Source organism: Paraburkholderia edwinii (assembly GCF_019428685.1).
Classification (GTDB): Bacteria; Pseudomonadota; Gammaproteobacteria; order Burkholderiales; family Burkholderiaceae; genus Paraburkholderia; species Paraburkholderia edwinii.
Map to the genome: position 1 here is coordinate 1,760,813 of NZ_CP080095.1, position 14,601 is coordinate 1,775,413.

The 14,601-nt window shown below is 64.9% G+C and carries 11 protein-coding genes; 7 read left to right on the forward strand and 4 right to left on the reverse strand.

Annotated features, from left to right (window positions below):
- The first annotated feature begins 57 nt into the window (after positions 1 to 57).
- Entirely contained in the window at positions 58 to 633 is a 576-nt protein-coding gene (locus KZJ38_RS07875) for an RBBP9/YdeN family alpha/beta hydrolase (RefSeq protein ID WP_219800172.1), read from the forward strand.
- A 107-nt stretch (positions 634 to 740) separates the two neighbouring features.
- Here KZJ38_RS07875 and KZJ38_RS07880 read toward each other — a convergent pair whose 3' ends face one another.
- Positions 741 to 1,961 carry a CaiB/BaiF CoA transferase family protein gene (locus KZJ38_RS07880; protein WP_219799529.1) on the reverse strand — a complete coding sequence of 407 codons (1,221 nt, stop codon included), beginning with the start codon at positions 1,959 to 1,961 and terminating at the stop codon, positions 741 to 743.
- Positions 1,962 to 2,395: 434 nt separating this feature from the next.
- Here KZJ38_RS07880 and alaS point away from each other — a divergent pair, with 434 nt between their 5' ends.
- Entirely contained in the window at positions 2,396 to 5,020 is a 2,625-nt protein-coding gene (alaS, locus tag KZJ38_RS07885) for an alanine--tRNA ligase (protein ID WP_219799530.1), read from the forward strand.
- Positions 5,021 to 5,145: 125 nt separating this feature from the next.
- On the opposite strand, the gene KZJ38_RS07890 is transcribed toward alaS, so the two are convergent.
- Both KZJ38_RS07890 and KZJ38_RS07895 read right to left on the reverse strand, forming a co-directional pair.
- Positions 5,146 to 6,492, reverse strand: a complete 1,347-nt coding sequence (locus KZJ38_RS07890; RefSeq protein ID WP_246641685.1) for a Fic family protein — start codon at positions 6,490 to 6,492, stop codon at positions 5,146 to 5,148.
- A gap of 116 nt (positions 6,493 to 6,608) precedes the next feature.
- Complete coding sequence (locus tag KZJ38_RS07895; RefSeq protein ID WP_219799531.1) at positions 6,609 to 7,541, reverse strand: LysR family transcriptional regulator; 933 nt, start codon at positions 7,539 to 7,541, stop codon at positions 6,609 to 6,611.
- Between the two features lie 173 nt (positions 7,542 to 7,714).
- Between KZJ38_RS07895 and KZJ38_RS07900 the strand changes: the two genes are divergently transcribed.
- The 5 genes from KZJ38_RS07900 to KZJ38_RS07920 all read left to right on the forward strand — a co-directional run bounded on the left by KZJ38_RS07900 (position 7,715) and on the right by KZJ38_RS07920 (position 13,049).
- The gene (locus KZJ38_RS07900; protein WP_219799532.1) at positions 7,715 to 9,094 is read left to right on the forward strand and encodes a YbfB/YjiJ family MFS transporter; all 1,380 of its coding nucleotides are present in this window, start codon (positions 7,715 to 7,717) and stop codon (positions 9,092 to 9,094) included.
- A 105-nt stretch (positions 9,095 to 9,199) separates the two neighbouring features.
- A complete protein-coding gene (locus KZJ38_RS07905) occupies positions 9,200 to 10,234 on the forward strand; it encodes a threonine aldolase family protein (RefSeq protein WP_219799533.1) in 1,035 nt (344 codons plus the stop codon).
- 81 nt (positions 10,235 to 10,315) lie between these two features.
- Positions 10,316 to 10,846 carry an NUDIX domain-containing protein gene (locus tag KZJ38_RS07910; RefSeq protein ID WP_219799534.1) on the forward strand — a complete coding sequence of 177 codons (531 nt, stop codon included), beginning with the start codon at positions 10,316 to 10,318 and terminating at the stop codon, positions 10,844 to 10,846.
- Positions 10,847 to 11,044: 198 nt separating this feature from the next.
- A complete protein-coding gene (locus KZJ38_RS07915) occupies positions 11,045 to 12,193 on the forward strand; it encodes an iron-containing alcohol dehydrogenase (protein WP_219799535.1) in 1,149 nt (382 codons plus the stop codon).
- Positions 12,194 to 12,266: 73 nt separating this feature from the next.
- Positions 12,267 to 13,049, forward strand: a complete 783-nt coding sequence (locus tag KZJ38_RS07920; protein ID WP_219799536.1) for an inositol monophosphatase family protein — start codon at positions 12,267 to 12,269, stop codon at positions 13,047 to 13,049.
- Positions 13,050 to 13,151: 102 nt separating this feature from the next.
- Here the strand turns inward: KZJ38_RS07920 and KZJ38_RS07925 are convergent, their stop codons facing one another.
- Positions 13,152 to 14,519, reverse strand: coding sequence for a hypothetical protein (locus KZJ38_RS07925; RefSeq protein WP_219799537.1), 1,368 nt, complete (start codon positions 14,517 to 14,519; stop codon positions 13,152 to 13,154).
- Positions 14,520 to 14,601: the final 82 nt, after the last annotated feature.

The following is a 14,601-nucleotide window of genomic DNA, read 5'->3' on the forward strand; positions in this document are numbered from 1 at the left end:
TCTGTCGTAGATGAGTGTCGATCGAACAGCTTGAACACGAAAAACGGGGATGACGTGATGGCGTTGCAAAAGGAACCCAACGTACTGGTGCTGCCGGGGTATCTGGACTCGGGCCCCGGACATTGGCAAACGCGTTGGGAGGCGGCGCACACGTCGTTCTCGAGGGTGCGCATGCCGGACTGGGGGCAACCGGTGCGCGACGACTGGTGTCGCACGCTCGATGCGGCCGTGACCGCGGCTGCCTCGGATGGTGCACCGGTGGTGTTTGCGGCGCACAGCCTCGGCTGCCTGACGGTTGCCTGGTGGGCGAGCCGCTATGCGGCGCCCGCGCAGCGCGACAAGGTGGCCGGCGCGTTGCTCGTGGCCGTGCCGGACCCGGCGGGCCGGGCGTTTCCGGCGTCGGCAAGCGGTTTTGCGCCGGTGCCCGACGAACGCCTGCCGTTTCCGACTATCGTTGTCGCCAGCACCGATGATCCCTATGGTGGCGTGCCGTTCTCGCATGCGTGCGCCGCGGCGTGGGGCAGCCGCTGGATTAGCATCGGCGCGCGCGGCCACATCAACGCGGACAGCGGCCTTGGCGACTGGCAGGACGGGGTGAGTTGGCTCAAATCGTTTGTTTCAGTGGCCTCCTGAGGGGCCACCTAAGCACGTCACCTGAGCACGTCACCTGAGCGCGCCAACCGAGCGGCCCCCTGAGGGGCCAGCTGAGCGGCCTCCTGAGCGCCTTCCTGAGCGCCCGGTCACACGACCTGTTGCGCGCGCAACGCGGCGATTCGCGCGTCGTCGTAGCCGAGTACGCTGCGCAGCACGTCCTCGGTGTGCTCGCCTAACGTCGGCGGATGCGCGACCGCTTGCGGCGGCGTTTCCGTCATGTTGATCGGATTGCGCACGAGCTTCACGGTGCTGCCTGACGGATGCGGCAGATCGATCTGCATGCCGCGCGCGATGACCTGCTCGTTATCGAACACCTCTCGCAGATCGTTGATCGGCCCGCACGGCACCTGCGCGGCTTCGAGCGCTTCGATCCACTCGCGCTTGCCGCGCTCGCGCACCATCGCGGCAAGCAGCGGCACCAGCGTTTCGCGGTTGCGCACGCGCGCCGGGTTCGTCGCAAAACGCTCGTCATCGGCAAGTTGCGCACGGCCGCCGGCTTCGACGAACTTGCGGAACTGCCCGTCGTTGCCGACCGCGACGATGATCCATCCGTCGCTCGTCTGGAACGTCTGATACGGGACGATGTTCGGGTGAGCATTGCCCCAGCGCGCGGGCGGCGTGCCGCTTGCGAGGAAATTCGAGTTCATGTTGGCGAGCATCGCGACCTGCACGTCGAGCAGCGCCATGTCGATGTACTGCCCGGCGCCGGTGCGATCGCGATGCGCGAGCGCCGTGAGCACCGCGACCGTCGCATACATGCCCGTCATCAGATCGGCGATCGCGACGCCGGCCTTTTGCGGGCCGCCGCCCGGTTCGCCATCGCGCTCGCCGGTGATGCTCATGAAACCGCCGAGGCCCTGAACGATAAAGTCGTAGCCCGCGCGCTGCGCGTACGGGCCGGTCTGCCCGAAGCCGGTAACCGAGCAGTAGATCAGATCCGGCTTCACCGCGCGCAGCGATTCGTAATCGAGCCCGTAGCGCTTGAGTTGCCCGACCTTGTAGTTTTCCAGCACGACATCGCTCTGCGCGGCCAGCTCGCGCACGATGCGCTGACCTTCGGCAGTGGCGATATCGACCGTGACCGAACGCTTGTTGCGGTTTGCCGCGAGGTAGTACGCGGCTTCACGCGTATCGGCGCCGTCCGGCGTTTTCAGGTACGGCGGGCCCCACTGCCGCGTGTCGTCGCCGGCGCCCGGACGTTCGATCTTGATCACGTCGGCGCCGAAATCGGCGAGGGTTTGCGCGCACCACGGACCGGCGAGCACGCGGCTGAGATCCAGCACGCGGATATGACTGAGAGCGCCCATGTTCGGTTGATGTCTCCTCGTGATGCGGATGGCGCGGCGGCGCGCCTCACCGCGATGGCAAGCGGATTGCAGCGACGTCACGCATCTTAAGCGATCGTGACACGCGGGCCTATTCGGCCAAACGGCATAGGCAAAACGCACATGCGATGGGAAGCGGCGCGGAACGTGCGAAGAAACGCGTGAGAGAACGCGCGAAGAAACGCGCTGAGTACCGGACGCTGACTACCGGATAAGGCCAACGCGAGCCGCGCCGGGCGGCGCTTCCGGTCGATTCGCCTGGCCATTCGGCCAGCGCCGTGCGCGGCGGGCGAGGCGCCGTCGCGCCCGCGCGCCGATCCCGTATAATCGGCGGTTCAGGAAACCCCCGATTCACGACGCCGACAAACCTTTAACAAGGCGTCGGATCCATGCCCGGAACCCGTCCCCAGCACGTTATGAAAGCCGCCGAAATCCGCGAGAAATTCCTCAAGTTCTTCGAATCGAAGGGCCACACGATCGTCCGTTCGTCGAGCCTCGTGCCGGGCAACGACCCGACGCTGCTCTTCACGAACTCGGGCATGGTTCAGTTCAAGGACGTGTTCCTCGGCACCGAAAAGCGTCCGTATTCGCGCGCCACAACCGCGCAGCGCAGCGTGCGCGCGGGCGGCAAGCACAACGACCTCGAAAACGTCGGCTACACCGCGCGTCACCATACGTTCTTCGAGATGCTCGGCAACTTCTCGTTCGGCGACTATTTCAAGCGCGACGCGATCCACTACGCGTGGGAGCTGCTCACCACCGTCTACCAGCTGCCGAAGGACAAGCTGTGGGTCACCGTCTACCAGGAAGACGACGAGGCGTACGGCATCTGGGCAAACGACGTCGGCGTGCCGACCGAGCGCATCATTCGCATCGGCGACAACAAGGGCGCGCGTTACGCGTCGGACAACTTCTGGCAAATGGCCGACACCGGTCCGTGCGGTCCTTGCTCGGAAATTTTCTACGACCACGGTCCGGACGTGTGGGGCGGCCCGCCGGGATCGCCTGAAGAAGACGGCGACCGCTATATCGAGATCTGGAACCTCGTGTTCATGCAGTTCAACCGCGACGCGCAGGGCAATATGACGCCGCTGCCGAAGCCCTGCGTGGACACCGGCATGGGTCTCGAGCGGATCGCGGCCGTGCTGCAGCACGTGCACAGCAACTACGAAATCGATCTGTTCCAGGCACTGATCTCGGCGGCGGGGCGCGAAACCGGCGTTGCCGATCTGACCAACAACTCGCTGAAGGTCATTGCCGACCATATCCGCGCGTGCTCGTTTTTGATTGTCGACGGCGTGATTCCGGGCAACGAAGGCCGCGGCTATGTGCTGCGCCGGATCGTGCGCCGCGCGATTCGCCACGGCTACAAGCTCGGCCGCAAGGGCGCGTTCTTCCACAAGCTGGTGGCGGACCTCGTCGCGCAGATGGGCGGCGCGTATCCGGAGCTCAAGGAAGCCGAAGCGCGCGTGACCGACGTGCTGCGTCAGGAAGAAGAGCGCTTCTTCGAAACGATCGAGCACGGCATGTCGATTCTCGAAAGCGCGCTGGCCGACCTCGATTCGAAAGGTGGAAAAACGCTCGACGGCGAACTCGCGTTCAAGCTGCACGACACGTACGGCTTCCCGCTCGATCTGACCGCGGACGTGTGCCGCGAACGCGGCGTCACCGTCGACGAACCGGCGTTCGATGAAGCGATGGCGCGCCAGCGCGAGCAGGCGCGCGCGGCCGGCAAGTTCAAGATGGCGCAGGGCCTCGAATACTCGGGCGCGAAGACCACGTTCCACGGCTACGAAGAGATCGTCTTCGACGACGCGAAGGTGATCGCGCTGTATGTCGACGGCGCGGCGGTCAACGAAGTCAAGAAGGGCCAGCAAGCCGTGGTCGTGCTCGATCACACGCCGTTCTACGCGGAATCGGGCGGCCAGATCGGCGACCAGGGCCTGCTTGCGAACGCAAGCGTGCGCTTCGCGGTCGCCGATACGCAGAAGGTGCAGGCAGACGTGATCGGCCATCACGGCGAGCTCGAACAGGGCACGCTCAAGGTCGGCGACGTCGTGAAGGCGGAGATCGACGCGATCCGGCGCGCACGCACGGCCCGCAACCACTCGGCCACGCACCTGATGCACAAGGCGCTGCGCGAAGTGCTCGGCGCTCACGTGCAGCAGAAAGGCTCGCTCGTCGATGCCGACAAGACCCGCTTCGACTTCGCGCACAACGCGCCGATGACGGACGATCAGATTCGCCGCGTCGAAGCGATCGTCAATGCGGAAGTGCTCGCGAACGCGCCGGGCGTGATCCGCGTGATGCCTTTCGACGAAGCCGTGAAGGGCGGCGCCATGGCGCTTTTCGGCGAAAAATACGGCGACGAAGTGCGTGTGCTCGATCTCGGCTTCTCGCGCGAATTGTGCGGCGGCACGCACGTGCAGCGCACCGGCGATATCGGCTTCTTCAAGATCGTGATGGAAGGCGGCGTCGCGGCGGGCATCCGCCGGGTTGAGGCGATCACCGGCGACAACGCGGTGCGCTACGTGCAGGAACTCGACGCGCGCATCAACGCGGCCGCAGGCGCGCTGAAGGCGCAGCCGTCGGAGCTTACGCAACGCATCGCGCAGGTGCAGGACCAGGTGAAGTCGCTCGAAAAGGAACTGGGCGCGCTGAAGTCGAAGCTCGCATCGAGCCAGGGCGACGAACTGGCGGGCCAGGCGATCGAAGTGGCCGGCGTGCACGTGCTGGCCGCGACGCTCGACGGCGCGGACGTGAAGACGCTGCGCGAAACGGTCGACAAGCTCAAGGACAAGCTGAAGAGCGCCGCGATCGTGCTCGCGTCGGTCGAGGGCGGCAAGGTCAGCCTGATTGCGGGTGTGACGTCGGATGCCAGCAAGAAAGTGAAGGCGGGCGAACTCGTCAACTTCGTCGCGCAGCAGGTCGGTGGCAAGGGCGGCGGGCGCCCGGACATGGCGCAGGCCGGCGGAACCGAGCCGGCTAACTTGCCGGCGGCGCTTGCGGGTGTGAAGGGCTGGGTCGAAGCGCAGCTTTAAGGCCTGCGGCAAAGAGCGACTTTGCGCGCGTAAAGTCGCTCCGGAAGTAAAACAGAACCCCAAAAGTTGAGCGTCAACTTTTTGGGTTTTTGCTTTTGGCCTTAATACTCGCGAAGACGTCGCCTTCAGTATGGGCGCCCCGCATCGATCCATTCCTGCGTCTTCCTGATCGGCAACCGGTAGCGCGCGCAGTTATGGACGGCAAGAATTTTCAGCTCGTTTTCAAGCATCGCGTTAAACGGTTTAAGGTCCTCCGGCTCAAGACCCAGGCTTGCAACCGTCGCGGCGAGCGTGTTGCCGTGATAGACAATTTGCTGAATGGCGTCGTTGAGCTTCTCACGCAGACGGACGCGCAGCGGATCCTGTACCCCCATCGCCTGCTCGATCACGCGGTATTTCATGATTGACCGTCTGTAGGTCCACGCGAACAGATCCACGGCCATCGCGACGCTTGTCTGCTCGTAGACGCCCAGCATCGCCTCTGCGTAGTCGGCCTGGGTCACATCGAGAAACGACAGTGGCGCGCAGTTCGCGAGCAGAAGCGGCATATTGGCGGCGAGACGGCTGGTGCGCTTGTTGCCATCCACAAACGGTTGCAGATACGCGAGGTTGACCCACAGGAAGAACGCCGCTTCAACGGGATTCTGTGTCTGGCGTGCCTTGTCGACGATGAGCCCCAGCATCTCTTCGAGCAGGGACGGCATTTGGGCGGGCAGATAGACGGAATCCTGGATGTGGACGATTTTTTGCCGTATGGCGCCCAGGTCCGTGTCATCGTGCATCAGGCCCTGCATCAGCACGCTTTGCAGGTTGCGCACGACGGGGACAATCATCCCGTCCGTGGGCACCGCATCAGCCAGAAATTCTATCGCTTCCTTGTGATTCAGCAGCATTGTCGCGTCGAGGTCATCGCTCGCCGATCGGCCTCGCTCGAATAGCTCACGGGTGTCGAGCAGGCTCTTGCGGTTGCCTTCGAGACGCGAAGAGTGCCAGGACAGATCGATGAGAAGCTGCTCGAGGACCTTGCGCAGGTAAGTGCCCGCGGGTTGCTGTCCTTGCAGACGACCGGCTGCATGCAGTTCGGCGGCAAGTGCCGGCGGCAGAAGACTTGATACATTGGGTTCGTAGTCGTCCACGAACGCGCGCTGGTAAGTGACCGGAGTTCGTTCTCCGATTGGCGCCGAGAGGGCGTCGACAAGCGCGCGGCTCGCAGGGCTCCATTGAAGCGTTTCCGCGACCGTGGACGTGGACGCCGGTCGCCGCGCCGGGACATGGGTCTGCGTTGGAAGCCGATAACGCGTCGAGGGGCCGGCGCCAGACGAGACGAGGCGGCCGTCAGTGACAAGCTTCGCCAGCGCCCGGTTGACGGTCGGTCGGGACTTTCCGACGCGGTCCGTGATTTCTGCTGGAGACAGCTCCGTTTGCGCCTGTTCAGCGTAGGCGAGGATGTCGATGAGAAGATGGCTCGGCACAGGCGCCTCAGTGATAAGATTTTGATAATCTTATCACGATCTTATCAAAAATCTTATCAAAATGATAAGATAGGCCCCGATTTGATAAGATAGGCCGTTTTTTGATAAGAATAGCGCTACGCCACCTCCAATGTCGCGCCACCTCTATCTTCCGCCACCGCCTTCTCCGCCTTCACATTGCTCCGCTCGAGCAGCATTTCCCGCAGCGCATTGAGCGCTGACGAAAAATGCCCGCGCCGCCAGATTAGCAGCGTGTCGATCGTTCCGAGATCACCGAGCGAATGGATCGCGATGTTGTTCACGTCGGGCTGCAGTTCCAGCACCGAGCGCGGCGCGACGGCCACGCCCGCGCCCGCCGCGACGCACGCGACGATTGCGTGATACGAGCCCAGTTCGAGCACGCGCGTCGGCTGCATGCCATGCTCGTGGTACCACTTCTCGACGTAGCTGCGATACGCGCAGCCGCGTTCGAAAGCAATCAGCGTCGACAGCGCGATATCGCGCGCATGACCGATCGGCGGATGCTCGCGTGGCGTCAGCATCACGAGCTCCTCGCGAAACACCGGTACGGTGTCGAACTGCTCCCCAAGCGACACGGTCACGTCGAGTGGCGTCGCGACCACCGCGGCGTCCACTTCGAATTCGCGCACGCGTTCGATCAACCGTCCGGTGGTGCCGGTCTCGAGTTCGAGCGACACATCGGGCCAGGTCTGGTGATACTTCGCGAGCAGTTCCGGCATCCGTGTGGCCGCGACGCTTTCCATCGTGCCTAAACGCAGCCGTCCGCTCGGACGGTTCTCGCGCACCGCGTGGCGCGCTTCGTCGGCGAGCGCAAGCAGGCGCTCCGCGTAGGGCAGCAACGTTTCGCCGGCCGGCGTCAGCACGAGACGCCGCCCATCGCGGATAAAAAGATCGGTGCCGAGCTGTTCTTCGAGCTGCTTGATGCGCGTCGTGACGTTCGATTGCACGCGGTTCAGCTTCGCGGCCGCCCGTGTCACACCGTTTTCGCGTACCACGGCGCGAAAAATCGTCAATGCGGCAAGGTCCATGGGGTCTCCGAGCATCTCTTCGGGTGATGATTCGAATCAATATAATTCATTTTTTAGAATAAAAAAGGCCGATTAACATGTAACGTGTACATCGTCGCGCGGACACCCCGCGCGACATCGTTCGACTGCGCCACCCAAACGCTCGCCGAGCCGCTACGCCCTCTATTCGCCTTATGAATGATCTGACCCGCGCTGCGCTGCACCTGCGCGCTGAGCCCGCCGCGGCGCGGCGCGCGGCGTTCGCGTGCATGGTCACGCTCGCGGTTGCGCTCGGCGTCGGCCGCTTTGCGTTCACGCCGTTGTTGCCGCTGATGCTCAAAAGCGGCGTGCTCGACATCCGCCAGGGCGGCTGGCTCGCGTCGGCGAACTACGCGGGCTATTTCGTTGGCGCGCTCAGCTGCGCGGCGCTGCGCGTCGATGCGGCGCGCGTCGTGCGCGGCGGGCTTTGCGCGACTGCGTTGCTGGTACTGGCGATGGGTGTCGTCGACGACATCGGGGAGTGGTGCGCCGTGCGGTTTGTCGCCGGCATCGCGAGCGCGTGGACCTTCGTGTTCGCGTCGCAATGGGGGCTGCGCCGGCTCGCCGAGCTGGGCGAGAGTGCGTGGGGCGGGCTCGTCTATACCGGCCCCGGTTTCGGCATCGTTGGGACTGGCCTGTTCGTCAGCATCGCGGGCGGGTATGGCGCGACGGCGGGGTGGATCGGCTTCGGCATCGTGTCGGCCGTGCTGACCGCGCTCGTGTGGCGCGTGTTCGCCCCCGCGACTCGCGGCATAACCGGGGCAGCAACCCGCGGGACAGCAACCGGTGGGGCAGCAACCCGCCAGGCAACCCGCACCCCAACCATCAACACCGACCGCACGCGTACCGCCACCGCGCCGCCGATCCTAAGGCCAACTGCGCCCACCGCGGATTCCCGTGGTTCGTCGCAGCAGGCCGCCGCCCGCACGACTCAATCCGCGCCCGAGCGCGCAAACCTTGCCGTCGCCGTCGATCGTCACGCCCATCGCGCCGACGCGTGGTGGCTCATCATCCTCTACGGCATCCCGGGCTTCGGCTACATCATTACCGCGACCTTCCTGCCCGTCATCGCGCGCGCCGCATTGCCGGGCTCGGTGTGGCCCGATCTCTTCTGGCCGATGTTCGGCGTCGCGCTGATGGTGGGCGTGCTCGCCGGCGCGCGGCTGCCCGCGCACTGGGATAACCGGACGCTGCTCGCCGCCTGCTATGTGCTGCAGGCGCTCGGCATCGCGTCGGGCATCGTCTGGCCGAGCGCCGGCGGATTCGCGCTCGGCAGCGTGCTGATCGGCTTGCCGTTCACCGCGATCACGCTGTTTGCGATGCGCGAGGCGCGCCGACTGCACGGCAACGACGCGGCCGGGCTGATGGGTTTTGCGACTGCCGCCTACGGCCTCGGGCAGATCGTCGGGCCGCTGATCGCCGCGCCGATTGCAGCGCGTACGGGCTCGTTTTCGATTGCGTTGTGGCTTGCGGCCGGCGCGCTGCTCGCCGGCGCGGCCGGATTGATCGCCGTCGCCGTCGCACGACCAAGGTGATGTCGCGACGGCGAGCGATCGTCCCCAAACAGATCCCGGTCCGCGCACTAAAATGTCGGCTTCCCTACTTTTCGGCGCGCGGCAGACACCGCGCGTCACGCGGCCATGCAACATTTCGCGTCGGACAACTACGCCGGCATCTGTCCCGAGGCGCTCGAAGCGCTGATCGCCGCTAACGGCAGCGGCCACGAGCCGGCCTACGGCGACGACTCCTGGACGCAGCGCGTCTGCGACCGTCTGCGCGACCTGTTCCAGACCGACTGTGAGGTGTTCTTCGTGTTCAACGGCACGGCGGCGAATTCACTCGCGCTTGCCTCGCTATGCCAGTCGTATCACTCGGTGATTTGCCACGAACTCGCGCATATCGAAACCGACGAATGCGGCGGCCCCGAATTCTTCTCGAACGGCTCGAAACTGCTGACCGCGCCCGGCGTGGACGGCAAGCTCACGCCCGATGCGATCGAAGCGGTCGTGACGCGCCGCGCGGACATCCACTATCCGAAGCCGAAGGTCGTCACGCTCACGCAGTCGACCGAAGTCGGCACCGTCTATAGCGTCCAAGAGGTGCGCGCGATTGCGGCGATCGCCAAGCGCCGGCATCTGAAAGTGCATATGGACGGCGCACGCTTTGCCAACGCGGTTGCCGCGCTCGACGTGCACCCATCCGAAATCACGTGGCGCGCGGGCGTCGATGTGCTGTGCTTCGGCGGCACGAAAAACGGCCTGCCGGTCGGCGAAGCGGTCGTGTTTTTCGATCGCGCGCTCGCTGACGATTTCGCGTACCGGTTGAAGCAGGCGGGTCAGCTCGCGTCGAAAATGCGCTTTATCTCGGCGCCGTGGCTCGGTCTGCTCGATCACGATGTGTGGCTGCGCAATGCGCGCCACGCGAATGCGATGGCGCGCCTGATGGAGTCGCGTCTTGCCGACATTCCGGGCGTCTCCATCATGTTCCCGTCGCAATCGAATGCGGTGTTTGCGCAGCTGCCCGCGCACGCCGCAAAAGCGATGCGCGAGCGCGGCTGGAAGTTCTACGAATTTATCGGCGCGGGAGGCTGCCGGCTGATGTGTGCATGGGACACGCAGCCGGAGACGGTCGAGCGCTTCGCCGCCGATGTGCGCCAGCTGTGTATGGCCGCGTGACGTATTCAACATGCAAGCGCAACACATTAGCGCAACTGCATAGCGCAACCCCGCGAACCTGAACCTCAACATCGCCTCGACATGACCGACTACCGTTTTTGCCCCCGCTGTGCGACGCCGCTCACCGAGCGCACCGATCCTGAACACGAAGGCGGCCGCATCCGCCAGAGTTGTCCGGCCGACGGTTGCGGTTATGTGCACTGGAACAATCCGCTGCCGGTCGTGGCGGCGATCGTCGAATACGAAGGCCGCATTCTGCTGGCGCGCAACGCTGCCTGGCAGGAGGGGATGTTCGCGCTGATCACCGGGTTCCTCGAGAACGGCGAGACGCCGGAGCAGGGCATCGCGCGCGAAGTGAAAGAAGAGACATCGCTTGTCGCCGAGACGGTCGAGCTTATCGGCGTCTACGAATTTATTCGCAAGAACGAACTGATCATTGCGTACCATGTGCGGGCGCACGGAACGATCGCGCTGTCGCCGGAACTGCTCGAATATCGCCTCGTCGAGCCGGCGAAGCTGCGGCCGTGGCGCGCGGGCACCGGCCAGGCGCTCGGCGAATGGATGCGCCGGCGCGGACTGCCGTTCGAATTCGTTGAACGCCCGGGACAGTAGAACGCCATAGAGCGCGATAGACTGGATACCGGTCGCCGCGCTGCGCCACGCTCATCTGATGGAACAGGCGTCACGGCGACGCATCGGTTCGTGCAGGTTGCATCAACGTCTATCGACGTGCATCAGGCATCCGTCCCGCTTGCGGCTCTGGCCGAGGCGGGACGGACATTAGAACGAGCACCGGAGGAGCGCACCGACATGGCCTACATCTACTACCTGACCCACATTCATCTTGGATACGACGCGCTCGCGCAATTGCCGGCCGAGTGCGAGCGCGCGGGCATACGGCGGCCACTGGTCGTGTCCGACAAGGGCGTCGTCGCGGCGGGGCTCGTCGAGCGCGTGCTCGATGCGGCGAAGCGCGGCGCTGCGCCCGTATTCGACGACACGCCGTCGAATCCGACCGAGGCGATGGTGCTGGCCGCGGCCGAACGGTATCGCGAAGCGGGCTGCGACGGTCTGATCGCGGTCGGCGGCGGTTCGTCGATCGATCTCGCGAAGGGCGCCGCGATCGCCGTCGCGCATCCGGGCGCGCTTACGCAGTACGCGACGATCGAAGGCGGCAGCGAGAAGATCACGTCGGCATGCGCGCCGCTGATCGCCGTGCCGACCACCGCGGGCACCGGCAGCGAAGTCGCGCGCGGCGCGATCGTGATTCTCAACGACGGCCGCAAACTCGGCTTCCACTCGTGGCATCTGCTGCCGAAGGCGGCGATCTGCGATCCCGGCCTCACGCTCGGCTTGCCGCCCGCACTGACTGCCGCGACCGGTATGGACGCGATTGCGCATTGCATCGAAACGTTTCTGTCGGCGGCGTTCAATCCGCCGGCCGACGGCATCGCGCTCGACGGGCTCGAGCGCGGCTGGGCGCATATCGGGCGCGCCACGGCGGACGGCAACGACCGCGATGCGCGGCTCCATATGATGAGCGCGTCGATGCAAGGCGCGATGGCGTTCCAGAAAGGGCTCGGCTGCGTGCATTCGCTGTCGCATCCGCTGGGCGGCGTGCCGGTCGGCGGGCGCACGTCGCTGCATCACGGCACGCTGAACGCGGTCGTGTTGCCGGCCGTGCTGCGCTTTAACGAAAGTGCGGACAGCGTGATCGCGAATCATCGCTATGCGCGCATGCGCCGCGCCATGGGTCTGCCGGAAAACGCGGATGTCGCACAAGCCGTGCACGATATGACCGCGCGTCTCGGCCTGCCGACCGGCCTCGCGCAAATGGGCGTCGACGCGAGCGTGTTCGACAAGGTCATTGCGGGCGCGCTCGCCGACCATTGCCACAAGACGAACCCGCGCCTCGCAACTGCCGACGACTACCGGCGGATGCTGACCGAATCGATGTGATTTGCCGTCATACGCCCGGTACACACCCACCCGCGCGCCGCTCGCCGGCGCGCTTGTCCGAAACGAGGAAGGCATGACTGACGTGCAGTTGAATCATCGCTATCTGGCCGCATGCGCGATCGCGCGCGAAGCGGGCCGTCTGATCCGCTTGCGCTTCGAGCAGCGCGGCGAAGCATTGACGCACAAATTCAAGGGGCCGCAGGACTACCTGACCGAAACGGACGCGGAAGTCGAACGTCTGATCGCGGCGCGCATCGCCGAGTCGTTCCCCGACGACGATTTCTTCGGCGAAGAGGGCGGTGGGTCGTTCGGCCGCGACGTGTGGATCGTCGATCCGATCGACGGCACGGCGGATTTCGCCCGCGGCGTGCCGCACTTCTGTGTGTCGATCGCATTCGTGCGCGACGGTCGCACGGAAATCGGCGTGCTCTACGACCCGATGCTCGACGAGCTTTTTGCCGCGCGGCGCGGTGCGGGCGCGACGTTGAACGGCGTGCCGATCAAGGTCAGCACGATCGCGGACATCGGGCAGTCCGTTGTCGAACTGGGCTGGTCGTCGCGCATCCCGTTCGAAGGCTTTGCGACCGTGCAGGGGCGGCTACAGGCGCTCGGCGCGGGCGTGAAGCGGCGCGGCTCCGGCGCGCTCGGCATCGCGTACGTCGCGATGGGGAGGCAGGACGCGTATTGCGAGCTGCACATCAATTCATGGGATGCCGCGGCCGCGGTGTTGCTCGTCGAAGAGGCGGGCGGCTGGGCGAACGACTTCCTCACGCCCGAATGTCTGCGCAGCGGCAATCGCGTGATCGTGTGCACGCCGGCCTTGCGTGAGCAGATCGAGCGCGCGATGGATATTTGAACCCGGACACTTAAACCCGGACATTTGAACCGCGCGCCGTCCGCGGTTCTTCGTCTCGTCGTGTCGGTGTGCGGCGCGGGAGCCGGAGGCAGCGCAAGCTCATTAGGCCGACTGGTGCGTCTTGATGTAGTTCTTGCGGATGGGCGATGACGGCGGTTCCTGCGCCGCGCTAATGCGTTTCTCGGCGGCCACAATACTATTGATCACATCGACGTAACGAAGCCGCAAGTCTTCGCCATAGTTGGGGCCCGGCGCCGGAACGTAGAGCCGGACGTCCGACGGGAATTTCAGCCGGTCGAGCGTCACTTCCGGCAGCTTGCGCGCGGCTTCCTCATCCTGCGCGAGGAGCGCGTTTTCCCAATCCAGCAGTTGTCGTTGAAGCCGTTCTGGCTTGAACGCCATCAGTTGCGCCAAGCGGCCGGGATCGCTTTTTTGCAACTGCTCCACTCGTTCAGCCGTGAGGTCGCGCAGTTCAGTGAACGCGCGCGCGTGGGCCTCGTCCCGCGATATCAGCCTCGTAAAATACTCGAGACGGTTGCCCGGTGTCGCGCCCGCCCCGCTTAACCCCTGCGCCTCGTCGAGTGCCTGCATGACCTCTTTTCTGCTGGCCTCCGCGGCACGCTTATGCACTTCGATCTGACTCTTTAACGTGCTGGTTATCTGGTCCTGCAACGAATGTTTGATCTGGCTCGCAGCGGAAAGGATCGACTCGCGGTCTACTTTTGTATTCGCGTGACGAAACTGCCTTTTGAGAGCGCCCAGCTCGGTGAGATCTTCCTGTGCGCTATCGCCGAGCAGGTCGCTGCCGAACGGCACATTGAAGATGGCCTGCGCGCGCTCGCTCGGGTCGGTCCGGGCTTCCTGATAGTCGCGGCGGATCTGGTCGCGAATCGTCCCGGCCTCGTGGGCGTACTGGTCGCGCTGCCATATATTCGGTGTCGATTCGAACGCGTCCCACGTCGCTTTCATCTTTTCGCGATACTCAGTGGCGACATCGGCCGGCAATTGCGCGAGCATGCCCAGATCGCGCTGCACATCCTGCTCGAAATTGCGTGCGTCGTCGGGGTAGCCGGCCATCGCGGCTTGTTCGAGCTGCGCGCTCCATTCGGCGTTATCCGTATCGCCGGTAGCATTGGCGTCTTTTTTGTCGTAACGCGCGAGCAACGAGGTTAGTTCGGCCTCGGTTGGGTGTGTGGAATCGGGCGGCGCATGCAGCGGGTCCACCGCGGTTTGCGGCGTAGTGAGCGCAGGGGCAGAAGACTCGCCTCGCGCGATCAGCTGGGCGGCCGACCGCAACGAAGGCGGCGGCCCCTGTCTGTTGTGCGGGTTATGCGGGGGGCGTTTGCGGCGGAGCGAACGTGTCGCGTCCGGTTCGCGGCGCGGCGCCGCGTCGAAAGCCTGATGTGAATCGGGGTCCGCGCTGGAGACCGGGCGGACGGCGACAGTGGAACCTGTTGCGGATGTCGTCATGGGCTGCCTTATGTGGAAGAGGGGTGGTTCGCATCGGCGAAACCGCCCCTCTATCAAAGCAGAGCCCACGTGCGCGAGGTGT